Source organism: Bartonella sp. W8122 (assembly GCF_016102485.1).
GTDB classification, from domain to species: domain Bacteria; phylum Pseudomonadota; class Alphaproteobacteria; order Rhizobiales; family Rhizobiaceae; genus Bartonella; species Bartonella apihabitans.
In genome coordinates, this window is record NZ_JACFOO010000001.1 from 1,660,516 (window position 1) to 1,677,067 (window position 16,552).

Annotated in this window: 12 protein-coding genes and 2 tRNA genes; 6 read left to right on the plus strand and 8 right to left on the minus strand. The window is 45.4% G+C overall.

What is annotated here, in order from left to right:
- Window positions 1–761: 761 nt before the first annotated feature.
- The 4 genes from H3S83_RS07230 to H3S83_RS07245 all read left to right on the plus strand — a co-directional run bounded on the left by H3S83_RS07230 (window position 762) and on the right by H3S83_RS07245 (window position 5,794).
- A complete protein-coding gene (locus H3S83_RS07230; protein WP_198239295.1) occupies window positions 762–2,384 on the plus strand; it encodes a c-type cytochrome in 1,623 nt (540 codons plus the stop codon).
- Window positions 2,384–3,049 (plus strand): molecular chaperone, encoded by a 666-nt coding sequence (locus H3S83_RS07235; RefSeq protein WP_198232022.1) that lies wholly within the window; start codon window positions 2,384–2,386, stop codon window positions 3,047–3,049. Before H3S83_RS07230 ends, H3S83_RS07235 begins: the two co-directional genes overlap by 1 nt.
- Window positions 3,050–3,058: 9 nt before the next feature.
- Window positions 3,059–5,563, plus strand: a complete 2,505-nt coding sequence (gene torA / locus H3S83_RS07240) for a trimethylamine-N-oxide reductase TorA (RefSeq protein ID WP_198239296.1) — start codon at window positions 3,059–3,061, stop codon at window positions 5,561–5,563.
- A 155-nt stretch (window positions 5,564–5,718) separates the two neighbouring features.
- Window positions 5,719–5,794, plus strand: a tRNA-Ala gene (locus H3S83_RS07245).
- A 453-nt stretch (window positions 5,795–6,247) separates the two neighbouring features.
- Here H3S83_RS07245 and H3S83_RS07250 read toward each other — a convergent pair.
- The 8 genes from H3S83_RS07250 to folE all read right to left on the minus strand — a co-directional run bounded on the left by H3S83_RS07250 (window position 6,248) and on the right by folE (window position 15,626).
- On the minus strand, window positions 6,248–7,438 hold the full coding sequence (locus tag H3S83_RS07250; protein ID WP_198239297.1) for a hypothetical protein: 1,191 nt from the start codon (window positions 7,436–7,438) through the stop codon (window positions 6,248–6,250).
- An 86-nt stretch (window positions 7,439–7,524) separates the two neighbouring features.
- Complete coding sequence (locus H3S83_RS07255) at window positions 7,525–8,709, minus strand: alpha/beta hydrolase (protein ID WP_198239298.1); 1,185 nt, start codon at window positions 8,707–8,709, stop codon at window positions 7,525–7,527.
- A complete protein-coding gene (locus H3S83_RS07260) occupies window positions 8,706–9,818 on the minus strand; it encodes an ABC transporter permease (protein WP_198224556.1) in 1,113 nt (370 codons plus the stop codon). Before H3S83_RS07260 ends, H3S83_RS07255 begins: the two co-directional genes overlap by 4 nt.
- A 4-nt stretch (window positions 9,819–9,822) precedes the next feature.
- A complete protein-coding gene (gene rbbA / locus H3S83_RS07265) occupies window positions 9,823–12,669 on the minus strand; it encodes a ribosome-associated ATPase/putative transporter RbbA (RefSeq protein WP_198239299.1) in 2,847 nt (948 codons plus the stop codon).
- Entirely contained in the window at window positions 12,666–13,739 is a 1,074-nt protein-coding gene (locus H3S83_RS07270) for an HlyD family secretion protein (protein ID WP_198224554.1), read from the minus strand. The genes rbbA and H3S83_RS07270 overlap by 4 nt, the downstream gene beginning before the upstream one ends.
- A 574-nt stretch (window positions 13,740–14,313) precedes the next feature.
- Window positions 14,314–14,398: transfer RNA gene (locus H3S83_RS07275), tRNA-Leu, on the minus strand.
- Window positions 14,399–14,558: 160 nt separating this feature from the next.
- Window positions 14,559–14,993 (minus strand): phosphoribosyl-AMP cyclohydrolase, encoded by a 435-nt coding sequence (gene hisI / locus H3S83_RS07280; protein ID WP_198239300.1) that lies wholly within the window; start codon window positions 14,991–14,993, stop codon window positions 14,559–14,561.
- Between the two features lie 12 nt (window positions 14,994–15,005).
- Entirely contained in the window at window positions 15,006–15,626 is a 621-nt protein-coding gene (gene folE / locus H3S83_RS07285) for a GTP cyclohydrolase I FolE (protein WP_198224552.1), read from the minus strand.
- 124 nt (window positions 15,627–15,750) lie between these two features.
- Between folE and H3S83_RS07290 the strand changes: the two genes are divergently transcribed.
- Window positions 15,751–16,215: an iron-sulfur cluster assembly scaffold protein gene (locus H3S83_RS07290; protein WP_198239301.1), complete on the plus strand. Its 465-nt coding sequence runs from the start codon at window positions 15,751–15,753 to the stop codon at window positions 16,213–16,215.
- Window positions 16,199–16,525, plus strand: a complete 327-nt coding sequence (gene yidD, locus H3S83_RS07295) for a membrane protein insertion efficiency factor YidD (RefSeq protein ID WP_246741722.1) — start codon at window positions 16,199–16,201, stop codon at window positions 16,523–16,525. Before H3S83_RS07290 ends, yidD begins: the two co-directional genes overlap by 17 nt.
- Window positions 16,526–16,552 lie beyond the last annotated feature (27 nt).

Below are 16,552 nucleotides of genomic sequence, written 5' to 3' on the forward strand. Positions count from 1 at the left end.
TGGCAATGAAAAACGAGAACTGCCGTTCACAACTGGATCGTTGCCATAATCCTATCCATTTCCGGAACAATTTTGCATTCCGGTTTGTGATAATTATTGAATGACCAACCGCATAACTCCATCTCTTACATGCACAATCACTATTGTCTGACGAGGAGTAGAAAGTTTGGCCTCATAATACCCGGTGTCTGATGCCGAATTGTCTTTCCGGACAATAGGCGCCTCATGAGCGAAAAACCGATGCGATTATTCAGCCACCAAATCGATTAACCTGTATTTCCTTAATCTAAAATACAAAAAACCGGTCAATTTTTTGACAGCATGGCGGTCCTTCCAAAGTGTCATCGTGAATGGCCGCAACCAATATCTTGAAACGGCAGAGGCAACCATCACTGAAATTTAAACGGAATCGCTTCTTCTCGATTCCTGTTTTTTAAAACCTGTCTTAATCTATCATGTTATTTATTTGGCTAGTTTTTTAACGGAGGCTGTTTCAAAATAGGAACAGAAAGTGGCCTATTTATCACTATTTGATAAATATCAACCTTCAACTTGCTGTTTTTCCAGTAGATTTTCCTTTTTTTCGGTTTTTCCAAAAATATTTTTTCTGTCACGAAATAGTGATATTTTGCAACTATGAATAGATTGTCACGTTTAATTTTAACTTCAACCCGAAGGCATTCCTGTTGCGGAGGTAGAAACAGGAGAAAAATGTCGACAAAGAAAATTGGAATAAAATTGCATAGAAGGATGCCAAAAATATGAAACGGCTAACCCGATGGTTTTTGGTCCTTGTTGTTATAGGGATCGTAGGTTTTTTTGTTCTTACCTCCCCGATCACTTGGTCACTTACTCATCCCACTCGAGACGTTGCTGATAATACCGCGCCTGATCTGGAAAATGGTCGCGTTGTATTTGTTGCCAGTGATTGCTCGACCTGTCATGCTTCGCCCAATCAGGATAACCCGCTAAAGCTTGGTGGTGGGCGTGCATTGGACACAGAATTCGGGCGTTTTTATATGCCTAATATTTCGTCGGATAAAAAGGACGGCATTGGTAATTGGACACTTGCCGAGTTCACTAAAGCAGTACGCGAAGGTGTAGGGCCAAATGGTATCATGCCCGATGGACAAAACCTTTATCCGGCCTTCCCTTACACATCATATCAGCGTTTGACAGCAAATGATGTTCGTGATCTTTTTGCCTACATCAAATCGCTCGAACCGGTATCAGGTGTTGCACCTGATCATGATTTGAAATTCCCGTTCAATATGCGTCGCGGCATTGGTGTGTGGCGTTTGGCATTTCTTGACGGTAAAGCACTGTCACCCATGGCCGTCACACCGACGACAGACACAAAAGACACCAAAGATGAAGAAGCACTGCTTGAACGCGGACGTTACCTTGTTGAAGGAGCCGGTCACTGTGCCGAATGTCACTCCACACGAAATTTTATAGGCGTGATAAAAAGCAATCTGCGTTATGGCGGTGGTGCTACTCCGGATGGCAACGGTCATTTCCCGAATATCAGTCAGGACGATACCGGCATCAAATTCTGGGCTGAAAATTCTATCTTCAATTATTTGAAGACCGGCAAAAGCCCGATTAACAAGGTCGCTGGCGGCGATATGGCGGAAGTCATCAAAAATACGAAGCAACTTCCCGATGAGGATCTTCGTGCGATGGCTGCCTATATCAAAACCTTGCCAGGCGTTGATCTGCCCGCTCCCGGACAGCCGAAGTCAAACCATACTTCGAAGCTTGTAATGTTGCCCACAACAAACAAACTCGACGTTACTTTGCCAACGTCATCGGATAATGCGGTTAAAGGTGCAGACACAGTTTATACTGTCTATACAAAACCGTTTTATGTCGATGAAAATGGTTCAGGTGACGAGGATGGTAAGTTATTGGCAGCAGCCAAGCTCGCGGTTCTTGACCACAAAGGCAATAAGTTGAAAGTTCGTCTTGATGGTTGGCAAATGGACGGTGCTCCCTCAGTAGTCTATGCGCTGAAAGGTCAACGCATTATGTATGCCGTGTTGGGCGACAAGGCCATGGCCTCCTATAAACTTGGCAAAGCAGTTGTTGATGAGGAAACCAAACAAACCTGGTATCCTGTAAGTCTCGAATTGTGGACAAGCGATAAGGATGTCAACGTTTCAATTGGTGACATGTGGTCGTACACATCCGATCTCTTCAGTGCAACCTGTAGCGTTTGCCATTCACTCCCTGAATCCGGCCATTTGCTGGCCAATCAGTGGATCGGTAACCTGAATGCAATGAAACGTTATACGTCTTTGACACCTGACCAATATCGTTTGCTCTTGAGCTATCTCCAGAACCATTCGAAAGATGTCAATGACGGTCAAGAGGTACACTGATGGCTGTTGTTCAATCAGAAACGTCATATAGCGGAAACAAGCAACCGAATTCTCGGGAAGATCAGGCTCAAGCGACAATAATCGATTGGTTCGCCCGTTTATTCATCGCCCCGCCGAAGATCGAATTGCTTGAGGAATGTAGTTCGCTTCCCGTTATGACTTTTCTGGAAGAATTCGGTGAAGAGCTCAAAGCTACGGAGTTAACCACAATGATTGCGGATTATTTCCGCAATCATTCTCCGGAAGAGCTCAATCATTTGATTTCGCAGCAATATATAAGTTTGTTTGACGGAGCTCTTGGACCGCTCTCTGTTCCTCCCTATGAAAGTTACTATCGGGATGAAAACGGAAGATTATTCCAGGCCCCATATGTCGAAATGCTGGATGTATTGACCAGACTTGATGTTTCGGTTGCTGCATCTTGCAAAGAACCGGCCGATCATATTGCTCTGGAATTGGCCGCTTTGGCTGAAGCTTTCCGTCAACATGATCAAGACGCCATTCGCAACATGACATCTCGTCTGGCTTCATGGCTTCCCGAAATGCATGCTGCATTGGGTAAAGTGGCTAGTCATAGCCTTTATACCCATTTGGTCGAGTTGCTTATTATTTATCTTTCGTCTTTCAGTCGCCTCTTTGGCAACCAAGACAACATTAAACACTAGGAGAATGCTATGTCATTCGACAAAACAAAAATTACCCTACCGGAAATGAACCGCCGTTCATTTCTCAAAAGTAGTGCTATGTTGACCATGGTCGGTGCCGCGAGCGGTTCGCTTCTCAGCCGCGGTGCACAGGCTCAATCAGCCTCCAAATTGACTATGTCCGGCAGTCACTGGGGCGTTTTCCGGGGACGTGTTGACCACGGCCGCCTGGTTGAAGTTACACCTTGGGAACATGACCCTCATCCGACGCCGATGTTGGAAGGTATGATGGATTCGATCTATTCACCTTCGCGCATTAAATATCCGATGGTCCGTCGTGCCTGGTTGGAAAAAGGTCCCGGCGCCGACCCTGAAGGGCGTGGAACCGGTGACTTTGTCCGTGTAAGCTGGGATAAGGCCATTGATCTTGTTGCCGGCGAATTAACCCGCGTTCGTAAGAAATACGGCTCTAACGGAATTTTCGGCGGTTCATACGGCTGGAAAAGCGTTGGCAAGTTCCACAATTGCCGAACATTGTTGCGCAGAATGTTGAAGACAACCGGCGGTTTTGTAAACTCGCTCGGCGATTATTCAACCGGTGCTGCTCAGGTTATTTTGCCTCACGTTGTCGGGTCTTTGGAAGTCTACGAACAATGCACATCATGGGATGTTGTACGTGACAACACAAAGACGCTTGTGTTCTGGGGATGTAATCCTGTGAATACAGACCAGATTGGTTGGTTGATTGCCGACCATGGAGCATTTGTTGGTCTGGAAGAGGTCAAGAAAGCCGGCATCCGCGTTATCTGTATTGATCCGATCAAAACGGAAACCTGTCAATATCTTGACGGCGAGTGGCTAGCTCCCCGCCCGCAAACCGATGTTGCCATGATGCTCGGTATTGCCCACACACTTTATGCGGAAAAACTTCACGATGAAGAGTTTCTGAAAAAGTATACCGTCGGTTTTGACAAGTTCCTCGCCTATCTAATTGGAAAGGAAGATGGAACTCCGAAAACCGCCGAATGGGCTTCGAAAATTTGCGGCATTGATGCCAACATAATTAAACAGCTTGCTCGGGATTTTGCTAAGAACCGCACAATGATTGCCGCCGGTTGGTCTATCCAGCGTCAACACCATGGTGAACAATCCCACTGGATGTTGGTCACCCTCTGCTCGATGCTTGGACAAATTGGTTTACCCGGAGGCGGATTCGGCTTTTCCTACCACTACTGCAGTGGTGGTTCACCAACGGCTACGAGTCCAATTCTCGGTGGTATTACCGATGGACCTGCAGCTCCCGTAACAGATTTGCCTGCCGGTTGTCACCCCGGCTCTACCGAATCTGCTTGCCAACCTAAATCCAATTCCATTCCGGTTTGTCGCCTTGTGGAAGCGCTGCTTCACCCTGGCAGAACCATAAAGTATAACGGGTCGGACATTGTTCTGCCTGAAATCCATATGGTCTATTGGGCTGGTGGCAATCCGTTCTCGCACCAGCAGGACCGCAATGAAATGGTGGAGGCTTGGAAAAAACTGGATACATTTGTTGTTCATGATTTCCAATGGACTGCCTCGGCACGTCACGCCGACATCGTTTTGCCGGTAACAACTTCCTATGAACGCAACGACATCGAACAATTGGGTGACTATGCGTTAAGCCATATTGTTCCGATGAAGAAACTTGTCGAACCGATGTATGAAGCACGTTCCGACTTCGATATTTTTAGCGATATCTGTGAACGTCTTGGTAAACGTGAAGAATACACTGAAGGCATGAACGAAATGGACTGGATCAAGAGCTTCTATGAATCAGCCCGTCTGGAATCTCGTGCCAAGGGAATGGAAATGCCCGTATTCGACACTTTCTGGCAAAGTGAAGAAGCACTCGGTTTTCCTGTAAAGGAAGCGCAAAAACAGTTTGTCCGTTATGCCGATTTCCGTGAAGATCCGCTGCTCAATGCTTTGGGCACACCTTCCGGAAAAATCGAAATCTACTCGCTCAACATCGAGAAGATGCATTATGACGATTGCCCGCCCCACCCCACCTGGATGGAGCCGATTGAACGTCTTGACGGACCGACAACCAAATATCCGCTGCACATTGCATCCAATCACCCGATTTATCGCTTGCACTCACAATTGTGCGGCACCAAATTGAGAGAGAAATATGCAATCGGTGGACGAGAACCATGCTGGATCAACCCGAAAGATGCAGAAGCACGTGGTTTGAAAGATGGTGACATTGCTCGTGCCTATAATGATCGTGGACAGATTTTGGTCGGCATCAAAGTAACCGATGTTATCCGCCCCGGTGTTATCCGTATCAATGAAGGCGGCTGGTATGATCCGGTAAATCCGAGAGAGCCTCATTCGCTCTGTCGATATGGCGACGTTAATAACTTGACAACCAGTGTATCGACTTCAAAATTGGCTCAGGCGAACTGCGGTCAAACTGCCGTGGTAGAAATCGAAAAATTCACCGGTACACTTCCCCCGGTTGAAGTCTTCGTTGAGCCACGTAAAGCAGGCTGAATGCAATAAAAGTAAAAGGAGGCGAATTTCGCCTCCTTTTTTGTTTGTTTTTAAAGAATTAAGGCGATAATTTAACTGAATTGAAAAACGCTCTTGATCTTCTAGGCGTTGCACTTTAATACCGCCTACAATGTAATGGACGTTCCATTCGCCAAGGGGCTATAGCTCAGCTGGGAGAGCGCTTGCATCGCACGCAAGAGGCCAGCGGTTCGATTCCGCTTAGCTCCACCAATTTTCCTCTTACAACTATATTGATCAGATAGGATTGAGCGTTTATGCCGGAATCTAAATCATTAATGGTTTCCGGTTTAAGAATAACTCGGCAAATGCATTGTTAGCGAAAAACATAAGTTGAGCACGTAATCAATAAAATCCATTTTCTGTAAAGGTTTTGAAATTTCATTGCTCAAAAAATTTGCATGCTTGAATTGCTCGCTCACTGTTGAATTATCGCGCTATTTATTTTCAAAAAATATTCGTGATCAAAAACAGCCGACGTTCAATAACGATTGAAATTTTCTCGGATTCATTGACGTCTTCAGTCAACAACCGTCTATTTCAATGAAGAAAGCTGACACAGTTTGTGATATAAAATTGGCTCCGGCTTGGTGTCGAAAGAGAAAAACACGAATTACCTAAGTCTTAGACCGTCAATAGTATGATGGTCTATGTGCCAATTTCGGGCTATTTATTTGCCGAAATTGCAAGGTTAAGCTCGCGCACGAATTCTTTCGGACTGAGCTTTCCTGAAATGGCAAGCATAATGACAGGTAATTTATCCAGCGGAGTGGATGAAATTTCCAATGAACGAGGCATGTCCAGATAAGCTGTTACGGCTTTTTGGGCTTCATTTTCAAAATTGGTGTCCTTTGCAAATGAAAGCCAGCCAGGAAGACCCGTTTTCCATTTTGCTTTAAGCGCATCAGCACTTATTCCCATTCTCTTTGCTTCGGTATTAACAAGCTTTTGGGTAATGGAGCGGTCTTCAAACTTTAATTTACCACCATAAAAATTATAACGCTGAACCTGAGCAAGCATACCAAGCCACATTTGGGTAGACTTGATATGACCGCGTTCATTTTCGCGCTGAAGTGTCACAACGGTTAAAAGTGAGTCAAGCGTCATACCATCCATTTTCAGGCTGACATCGAGCACCCCACCTTTATCAAGCACAAGATGGAAATGTTTCAAATCCATCATAGCAAGATAACCGCCATATGCTCCGGAGATGTCCAATCGTCCGGTCGCATTTTTATAGCCCATCGCAATAAAGTCTTTTCTGGTCGAGCCATCCGGAAAATTGTCAACAAAAACGGTTATTTTCTGAATATTGATTGTAAAATCAACAGGATTTTCACGAATAGAGGGGCGAAGAGAAACAGAGCCTTTTTCGAGCAACGCCAAACGTTTTTTGGAATTATCTTGCAACTCTAACTTGCTGAATCGCCCGTTCTGGTACCGGAAACCGATGTTCTGGTTATAAATGCCCTTGTTCGGGGGCAGTATTACATTGTTAAAGCTTACATCGGCAACTTTGATTGTGTTACCTTCGTAAACGTAGGAAATTTGCGGCATCACCACTTTTTCAACAGAAAAACCGCCATGATCTTCTTGCTTGATACCTGAAAATTCGACTTTACCCAGTGATGAATCCGGTGAAATCGGCGTACCCGTTACCCGCACATTATCAAGTATAACATGATCGCCATCACCAAGAACTGCGCCATAGGAAACCGTCACAGATTTTCCGAAAGCTTCCGAAAAACGTTTAACGAAAGCATCTCTATCAATCGCATAAGCTGAATGCGCTACAAGAGAGGTGGCGATTGTTAGAACGAAAGCAAGTGAAAGCAACCGGTATATTTTTAAAAACACCTTAATCAACCTGCAAGATTGCACTCCAACGAAACCTCTAGCATCTATTTTTGATCATTGTGCCGGGTTTTCAACCCTGCACGACCTTAATCCTGACTTACAGCCGAAATTATTCTCGCCGGAGTGTAGAAAATAAGATTGGTTGTGCCGCGCAAGATGTTTCCACTATCGTCCATCATCCGCTGCCCGTTTGTCTCGCTCGTTTCTTTCATCATGGAAGTTGAAAGCGAACCATCATGGGCAAGAGCCATGAGCGTTGGAGAAGAAGCAAACACATTATGGGCACCACCGTCAACATCGGACAAATCCAGAACCGCAATACCGTTTTTTTGTAATAACGGTATACTTGAACCATCCCCTACTCTCGCATGTCCACCGACCAATCGCCCTGATACTGCCAAAGCTTTGTCTTTCCGTGATACCAGAACCGCAGTCGGTTGTGGCATTTTTTTAACATCCTTGAGCTGACGCTCGAAAACGTCGACATCAATGTCCGGCGCGGCCATAAGGAAACTTGATATTCTGTCGATCGGATAACGTTTACCTTGAAGCGAAAGGCTACGTAACGCCTCCATTGTTACGTAATTTCCCATGGAATGAGCGACAACAGTAATTTCGTTGGCATCAGTTTCGCTTAGCAATGTTAACAGATCAGCGAGGCCATCACGCGCGAAATCCGCGCTGTCACGGTCGTAGACATATAGCGGGATAGAGCCGCCCGAAGGCCATGAATAATGCACGGTAACCGCTTTTAATGAATAGTCGTAAGAGAATTGCGCTGCTCTAAAGGTACTATCGGCAAAATTGTTGTTGTAGCCATGGATAAAAAGAAATATCTCGCGCTTTCCTTTAGGTTTCTGATCAAGCGCTTTATTAAGCTCTTTCTTGAATTCCTCGCGGCCATTATATTTAACCATACTAACCGCAGAAAAATACTTCTTCAAATCCGGCTTATAACCGTTTGTTTCAACCAATCCTTTTTTGTGTTCTTGTGGTATTCCCACATCAACACGTGCGTAATTCAGGTTTTTCGACCTCTTTGTGCCAAAAGGTTCGGAATAATCATCTTGTGCTTGTCTGCTCGTTGCAACATAGACAGGAACCACTGCCTTGGCTTTACCGGGTTTGTGAATAGCGGCATTTTGAGCCGCAACAGTTGCCGGTGTAGCATTTTTTCCATGCCATAAAACAGCACGTGGACCACCACAATTTATAAGGGCGATCAGACAAACGCAAAACGATATATATCGGCCCAGTGTTTTTATTCTCATTTAAGTGTAGCCCTGAAACGATTGAGCGAGAAGACAAATAGTACAGAACCTATCACTGCCAAAGCAGCAAAATTTACCCAAACAACCGAAAAACCGGCTCCACGATAAAGAATTGATTGAGCCATCATAATGAAATGCGTATTCGGAGCTGCAAGCATGATATTCTGTATAAATTCCGGCATACTTTCACGCGGTGTAACACCGCCTGACAGGATTTGTAACGGCATCAGAACAAGCATAAGCAAAAGGCCGAATTGTGGCATGGACCCTGCAACCGTTGCCAGTGCAATGCCCATTGATGTGGTGGCGAACAAATGTAGGCAGGTTCCCGCAAGGAATAACGCAACCGACCCTTCGATCGGGACTTTTAGCAGGCCTTGCACAATAACGACCAACGAAAACGTTGCTGCAACGAGAACGATTGCCCCCATTGACCACACCTTCGAAATCATAATTTCGGTCGGTGTGACCGGCATAACAAGAAGATGCTCGACAGTTCCATGTTCGCGTTCACGGATAAGCGCAGTCCCCGTCAAAATGATGGAGAGCATTGTCACATTATCAATCACATTGATAATCGAACCGAACCATGATTTTTCCAATTCGGGATTGAAACGTGCGCGTAGGGTAAGCGAAACCTGTTGTGGTTCTTTCGTGCGGTAATGCGAAACGAACTCTTTCACTTCGGCGTCGACAATCTGCTGAATGTATTGTGAACCGGTGAGAGCCTGCGTTGTACGTGTCGCATCAACATCAAGCTGTATTGCGGGAGACCGGCCGGCAAGAACATCACGCTGAAAATTTGGTGGAATATCAACAGCGAAAGTATCAATCCCCTGATCCATGCGGGAATCAAGTTCGGATTGGTTTATATCTTCGGGCGTAATGAAATAAGGCGGAAGAAATGCCGTGGCAATACGTGTCGACAAAGGTGAACTATCTTCATCAACAATTGCTATAGGTGTCTTGTTTAAAGTTTCAGGCGTCGCATTAGCCGATATATAAATGGATATTGTGAATGCGTAAACAATCAGGACCAATAGCATCGGGTCACGGAAAACGCCGAGCAATTCTTTAATTCCCAAATCCAGAATATGATTTAACTTCATGACTTTACTTCGCCTGTTTTTTAGTAAGCCACGAGGCTATGATGACCAAAATCGGACCTGCCAGTATCAGCGGAATAAATGAACCGACAAGGTCATGGAACTGGAGTGCTTTAGCAAAAGTGCCACGTGAAATCAGAATAAAATATGTCGTCGGATAAATATCGCCGATCAATCGACCGGCTCCTTGAAGGGAGCTCACCGGATCCATCAATCCGCAAAATTGTGTTGCGGGTAGTATAGTGAGGACTGCAGCGCCAAAAATTGCGGCAATCTGGCTATTCATAAAGGTTGAAATCAACAATCCGAATGCCGTTGAAAATGCCACATAAAGCAAACCCGCCAACATGAATGTCAAAATGCCGCCCGTAAAATGCACTCTGAATATAAAAATGGCGAACAGCCACAGTAAAATACAATTGATAAGTCCTAGCCCGATATAAGGCAGTTGTTTACCAACCAGGAATTCGAGCCTTGTGACCGGTGTAACGTAAAGATTGATGATGGAGCCCATTTCCTTTTCACGCACTACGGATAAAGCTGCAAGCATGGCCGGAATAATTAAAAGCAAAATCGGTATAACAGCGGGCACCATTGCAGTAAGACTTTCAATGCCGGGGTTATAGAGGAATCTGACTTCCAGGCGATAATCCCCCATAGTGGCCGCTTTTCCCTGTAGCGTTTTAGCTTTATTCTGGAGCCACAAGGCGTGCATACCCTGAACATAACCGCGTACTGTTTCGGCACGTAGCGGCATTGCGCCGTCAATCCAGGCACCGACCTCGACATTGCGGCCCCGTTCCATATCTTTCCCGAACTCGGGTGGTATTTCGATAGCGAGACTTATTTCGCCCGAGCGCATACGCGCATCAAGGTCGTCATAATCGACAATATCTTTCTTCTGGATAAAATATCGGGATCCCGAAATCTGCTGGACATAATCGCGACTGATAACCGACTGGTCGTGATCAAGCACCGCAAAAGTCAAATTTTCAACTTCGGTATTGATTCCGTAACCGATAACAAACATCAAAATGACACTGCCAAGTAAAGCCATCGTTGCGCGGATAGGATCGCGACGCAATTCCAATGCTTCACGGTTGGCATAGCTCATCATCCGCATAAAATCGAAACGTCGTTTAAAACGGCTTCCATGCGACCGTTTAATCTCCGGATTTCCATTATCATCGGATTTTTGTTTTTTAACGTCCGCTTTCGCGGATTTTTCACTTGCCTCGTTTTTGACAGTTGAAGATGCATCGACTTTGGCTTTTTTCTCGGCATTCTGCTTATCTATAGCGTCCTGCAGATATTCTATGAAAGCTTCCTCAAGTGTATCGGCATTTTTCGATTTTACAATTTCCGAAGGTTTATCGGTAATCAAAACTTTGCCGGCATGCATAAGAGAAATACGGTCACAGCGCTCGGCTTCATTCATGAAGTGTGTCGTAATAAAAATGGTAACATTATCATTACGCGACAACTCACCAAGTTGCTGCCACAACTGGTCACGAGCAATGGGGTCAACACCGGAGGTCGGTTCATCAAGTATAAGAATTTCCGGCTCGTGCAGCAACGCAACGGCCAGAGACATACGTTGTCTGATACCAAGCGGCAACGAATCCGGCATCGCATCGAGTACATCCTTAAGCTCGAAGCGGTCAATCATTGCCTGCATACGTGCCTTGACTTTTTCCTCCGGAATTTCAAACAGTTTTGCATGAAGTTGCAGATTTTCAAGAACCGTCAATTCAGCGTAAAGTGAAAACGCCTGACTCATATATCCAACGTGACGACGCGTCTCCATATCATTGGCATTGATTTGTCGTCCAAACAATTTGGCGGTGCCTTCTGTTGCCGGAAGCAGTCCCGTCAACATCTTCATTGTCGTGCTTTTGCCGCATCCATTAGAGCCGAGGAATCCGAAAATTTCGCCTTTTTTAATGCGGAAACTTACATGATCAACTGCGGTAAAATCGCCAAAACGCTGTGTAAGGCCGTCAGCTTCTATCGCTATTTCTTCATTTCCGGTTTCTTTGCGAGGCGGAATAACAACTTCGACGTGGCCTTTCTGTTCTTCCGTCGGCATGAGAGCTATAAAAGCTTCGTCAAGGTTTTTTGTCTTGGTCTGTTCAAGCAATTGATCCGGCGTACCTGTGGCAAGTATCTTGCCGTCATACATAGCAATCAGCCAATCAAACCGCGCGGCTTCTTCCATATAAGCTGTCGCGACCATAACGCTCATATCGGAACGTTCTTTGCGGATATCGTCGATCAGGTCCCAGAATTGACGCCTTGAAAGAGGGTCAACACCCGTTGTCGGTTCATCAAGGACAAGGAGTTTCGGATCGTGAATAAGTGAACAAATAAGACCAAGCTTTTGCTTCATGCCCCCCGAAAGCTTACCGGCGGGGCGATCTTCGAAACCGTTAAGTCCGGTTCTTTGGCACAATTCCGAAATACGTGCTTGCCGTTCTTCTTTTTCTTGTCCAAAAAGTCGAGCAAAAAAATCGGCATTTTCCTGAACCGACAAAGTCGGATACAAATTTTTTCCCAAACCTTGAGGCATGTAGGCGATGTCGGGACACACATCGAGACGGTGCTGCTTATCACGCATATCACCGCCCAATACGTTAACGGTGCCGTCCTGAATCTCGCGTGCTCCGGTAATCAGCGACAACAGACTTGACTTGCCGACACCGTCCGGACCTATCATGCCGATCATTTTTCCTGTCGGCACTTCAAGATCGATACCGTCTAGCGCTATCTTTTCACCGTAAACCAGACGGACACCAGATAATTTTACCACTGGTCGATCTGTTTCCGGTTTTGAGAGTTTGGAAGATTCTGTCATTGAACTACAGGAGTGCTAACAATCGACGGCCATTTTGCATTAGGGTCAGTTTTAACATAAGCCACGCCGGGCAAACCAGTTTTGACCTGTTTAATATATTTTTCCAACAAATTTTGTGGAATTTGTGCACGAACACGGAACATAAGTTTTGCGCGCTCTTCGGCAGTTTCGACTGTTTTCGGCGTAAATTGTGCAACATCCGAAACAAACGAAATATTTGCAGGAATAACGTATTGCGGAGCGGCATCCAGCACTATTCTCACTTCCGTACCGATTGCAATCTTACCTACCGTCTTTGTAGGCAAAAAGAACGTCATATATACATCGCCAAGATCTACCAGATTAAGCACCCGACCTCCGGCTGCAACAACTTCGCCGGGCTGAGCAATACGGTATTGGATTCGCCCCGATCTTGTTGCTTTCAATTCGCTATCGTTAATGTCGGATTGGATACGTTCAATCGTTGCTTTGGCAGCTTCAACAGCCGCTTCGGCATTCACAACATTTGCTTTGGCTGTAGAAACCGCTACTTTTGCAGCAGCAAATTGTGCTTTTGATGCCGCAACGGCTGCAAGAGCGCCATCATAAGTTGCCTGATCATCATCTCTAACCTGGGTAGAGACAGTACCTTTTTGCTGCAATGTAGCCGAACGTTGGTACCGTCTATTGGAGTTATCGCGTTGTACTTCATTTTGTGCAACTGTCGCCTCGGCAGCCTCTTGTTCGGCTTGGCGCTGCTCGACTTCCATTTTAGCCGTATCAACATTGATAACAGCCCGTTTCAACTGTGCCTGCGCCTCGCGTAACTGCGCACGCAAGTTTTCGGTATCCATATGGGCAACAACATCACCAATATTGACAAAATCGCCTTCTCTCACGGTAATATCCTGAATACGCCCGGCAAGCTTTGAGGCAATATCAATTTCGGTAGCCTCTATGCGACCATTTCCCATAGCTATACCTTCGGGCAACCCCGGATGAAGGTAGGTTTTCAAGCCACTATAGACAGCAACTATGGCAATCACAGCGATCGCTATCCAACCCCATTTTGCCTTACCTTTTGCAGCCATCAAACAGTCTCCATTCTAATTCCGATAAAAAGGAATGCGTTTCTAACCAAGTTTGGCGCGTCACATTATCATCCATAGTTGCATTTGAAAAGTTACCTTTTATAAAAGAAAAGCCGACAAAACTTAATTGATTAACGGGCGAACAAAAAATAAAAATCGGATTGTCCTGTCGTTCCGTAGATAGTCCGTTCACTACCAATCTGTTCTATTAAACCGGAAAACGAATAAAATTTTTCTAATGATCACAATGGCTTCTAAAATGTCGTTACTGACTATTTCATATTGCTGATTATTCAACTTTATCTATGACAGAAATTTTTATTGGCAAATATTATTATTAAGAAAGTATCCAATCCACTCATTCCATCCCCACTTGGTTATCAGCCGTATTTATCATGCCTGAGCGCTATTTCGGGTAGGAGTGGCGCACAATAAAACAACGGCTTTCTAAGGGGTGGATTTCGCCCCTTTTAAAAGTATTTACAATGAGTTTCTAACAAAAATTAATTCATACCCCGTCCACCGACGAATACAGGTTTCAATCGGGAGATGAATAGCGCAATCGGAACAGGAATGGTGCGGTCGAGAAGACTCGAACTTCCACGGGTTTCCCCACAGCGACCTCAACGCTGCGCGTCTACCAATTCCGCCACGACCGCACGTGGTAGAAGCCTGTAATTAACCGGCTGGCGGCATTTAACAAATCGACGGCAGCAAAACAAGACCTTTTTTCAAAAAACGTGAATATTTATGTTTCAACACGGTTAAGAAAAGCGGTTTTAACGCTTTGTCTCTATCGCATTCGGTCTTTAAATAAGTTCAGCTCCGATATACATCTGCCGGATTAAAAAGCGGCTTTTCCGAATCCACTTCAAGGTGGGCAACGCCATTTTTCACCTTTAGACGCCGATAAAAGCAGCTCTTACGGCCTGTATGACAAGTTGCACCCGCGCCCAGAACACGAACTTTCAACCACAATGCATCCTGATCACAGTCGACACGAATCTCTTCAATTTTCTGTATGTTTCCCGAGCTCTCGCCTTTTTTCCATATTTTTTGACGGGACCTTGACCAATAATGCGCAATTCCCGTTTCAAGTGTGAGCTTCAGCGCTTCTTGATTCATAAAAGCGACCATCAACAAACCGTCACTCTCCGCATCGGTTACGACTGCGGTAACGAGACCTTTTGAATCGAATTTGGGTAAAAATTCTGTCCCCTCTTCCAGATTATTTTTCGCTTCAGACAATTCCATCCCTCGCCGTCATCACAATCCGCGTATCATTTTTAAAAAATTAACCTGCGCTTCGACATTATCTTTATAAAAACCGCGATAAGTCGCTGTGACAGTTGTTGATCCCTGTTTTTTCACTCCGCGCATTGCCATGCACATATGTTCAGCTTCGATAAGGACAGCAACTCCACGCGGTTTGAGGTAACGATAAAGCGCATCAGCTACCTCTGCCGTTATGCTTTCCTGAGTTTGCAAACGTTTGGCATAGACATCAACGACTCTGGGAATCTTTGATAATCCGACCACTCTGCCGTCCGGCATATAAGCAATATGGGCTTTACCGATGATCGGAACCATGTGATGTTCACAATGCGAATAGAAAGGAATATCCTTTATAAGAACGGGATCATTATAGCCTGATACTTCGTCAAACACCGTGCCAAGAATTTCTTCTGCCGACTGGTTATAACCGGCAAACATTTCTTCATAAGCTTTAACAACACGCTTGGGAGTATTGACGAGACCTTCCCTATCCGGATTTTCACCCGCCCAAAGAAGCAACGTGCGTACAGCTGCTTCCGCCTCTTCACGGCTAGGCCGTTTGTTTTTTGTTTGATGAGCCGCACCAGTAGCGTTTTTTTGAGCGGATTGCATTATTCAACTCCAATTTACCAGCAGAGAAAACTTGGTAGTTTTCATGACTACTCCTATATAGACACATATATCGAGAATCAAAGTAAGTTCATAAAAAACAGGTTGTTTTTTCGAGCAACAAAATATGATTGACGAAATTTATAACGACAAAATCCTCGGCTATGCGGCACATATCGACAAAATCGGGCGTCTGCCACACCCTGATGCCACAGCACAAAAACACTCCCGAATCTGTGGATCAACTGTCACTGTTGATCTCAACATGGAAAACGGGGTTGTAACGGGATTCGCGCATATTGTGCGGGCATGTGCTTTGGGGCAGGCCTCCTCCTCATTGATGGCAAGCCACATTATCGGTCTTAAAGCTGATGAACTGCGTTCGCTCAGAGAAACTGTCTGGCAGATGTTGACTAAAAACGGGCCTGCTCCAACAGGCAAATTTGCAGATTTCGCCTGCCTCGAACCGATCAAGAATTATAAAGCCCGCCAACCGTCCACTATGCTCACATTTGATGCGGTGGTAGACTGTATAGACCAGATCGAATCCCGCCAAAAAGATGGGCATAATGATAATGTCTCGAAGCCGTAATTACGATGGGCCTTGGCGCAAAACCCCGGGAAGGCTTCTCGGCACCGGTCTCGTGCGCTTTTATCAACTCACTCTTTCGGGCTTTATTGGCAACCAATGTCGACATCTACCGACATGTTCGGAATATACATATGAGGCGATCGCACGTTATGGATTATGGACAGGATCGTGGATGGGACTATTCCGCATTATGCGTTGTGGCCCGTTCGGCACACATGGATTTGATCCGGTTCCAACTTGTCTCGACCCGACTTACCATTGGTATATGCCTTGGCGTTATTGGAAAATTGCTGCTAAGAGACATGAATAGACTTTCTTTTTAGAAAAAGAAAACTTA

Bases quoted from the DNA above. Each gene is read 5' to 3' on its own strand.
- H3S83_RS07230 (WP_198239295.1), top strand. From the start codon at position 762: ATGAAACGGCTAACCCGATGGTTTTTGGTCCTTGTTGTTATAGGGATC.
- H3S83_RS07235 (WP_198232022.1), top strand. From the start codon at position 2,384: ATGGCTGTTGTTCAATCAGAAACGTCATATAGCGGAAACAAGCAACCG.
- torA (WP_198239296.1), top strand. From the start codon at position 3,059: ATGTCATTCGACAAAACAAAAATTACCCTACCGGAAATGAACCGCCGT.
- H3S83_RS07255 (WP_198239298.1), bottom strand. From the start codon at position 8,709: ATGAGAATAAAAACACTGGGCCGATATATATCGTTTTGCGTTTGTCTG.
- H3S83_RS07260 (WP_198224556.1), bottom strand. From the start codon at position 9,818: ATGAAGTTAAATCATATTCTGGATTTGGGAATTAAAGAATTGCTCGGC.
- rbbA (WP_198239299.1), bottom strand. From the start codon at position 12,669: ATGACAGAATCTTCCAAACTCTCAAAACCGGAAACAGATCGACCAGTG.
- H3S83_RS07270 (WP_198224554.1), bottom strand. From the start codon at position 13,739: ATGGCTGCAAAAGGTAAGGCAAAATGGGGTTGGATAGCGATCGCTGTG.
- hisI (WP_198239300.1), bottom strand. From the start codon at position 14,993: ATGGAATTGTCTGAAGCGAAAAATAATCTGGAAGAGGGGACAGAATTT.
- folE (WP_198224552.1), bottom strand. From the start codon at position 15,626: ATGCAATCCGCTCAAAAAAACGCTACTGGTGCGGCTCATCAAACAAAA.
- H3S83_RS07290 (WP_198239301.1), top strand. From the start codon at position 15,751: ATGATTGACGAAATTTATAACGACAAAATCCTCGGCTATGCGGCACAT.
- yidD (WP_246741722.1), top strand. From the start codon at position 16,199: ATGTCTCGAAGCCGTAATTACGATGGGCCTTGGCGCAAAACCCCGGGA.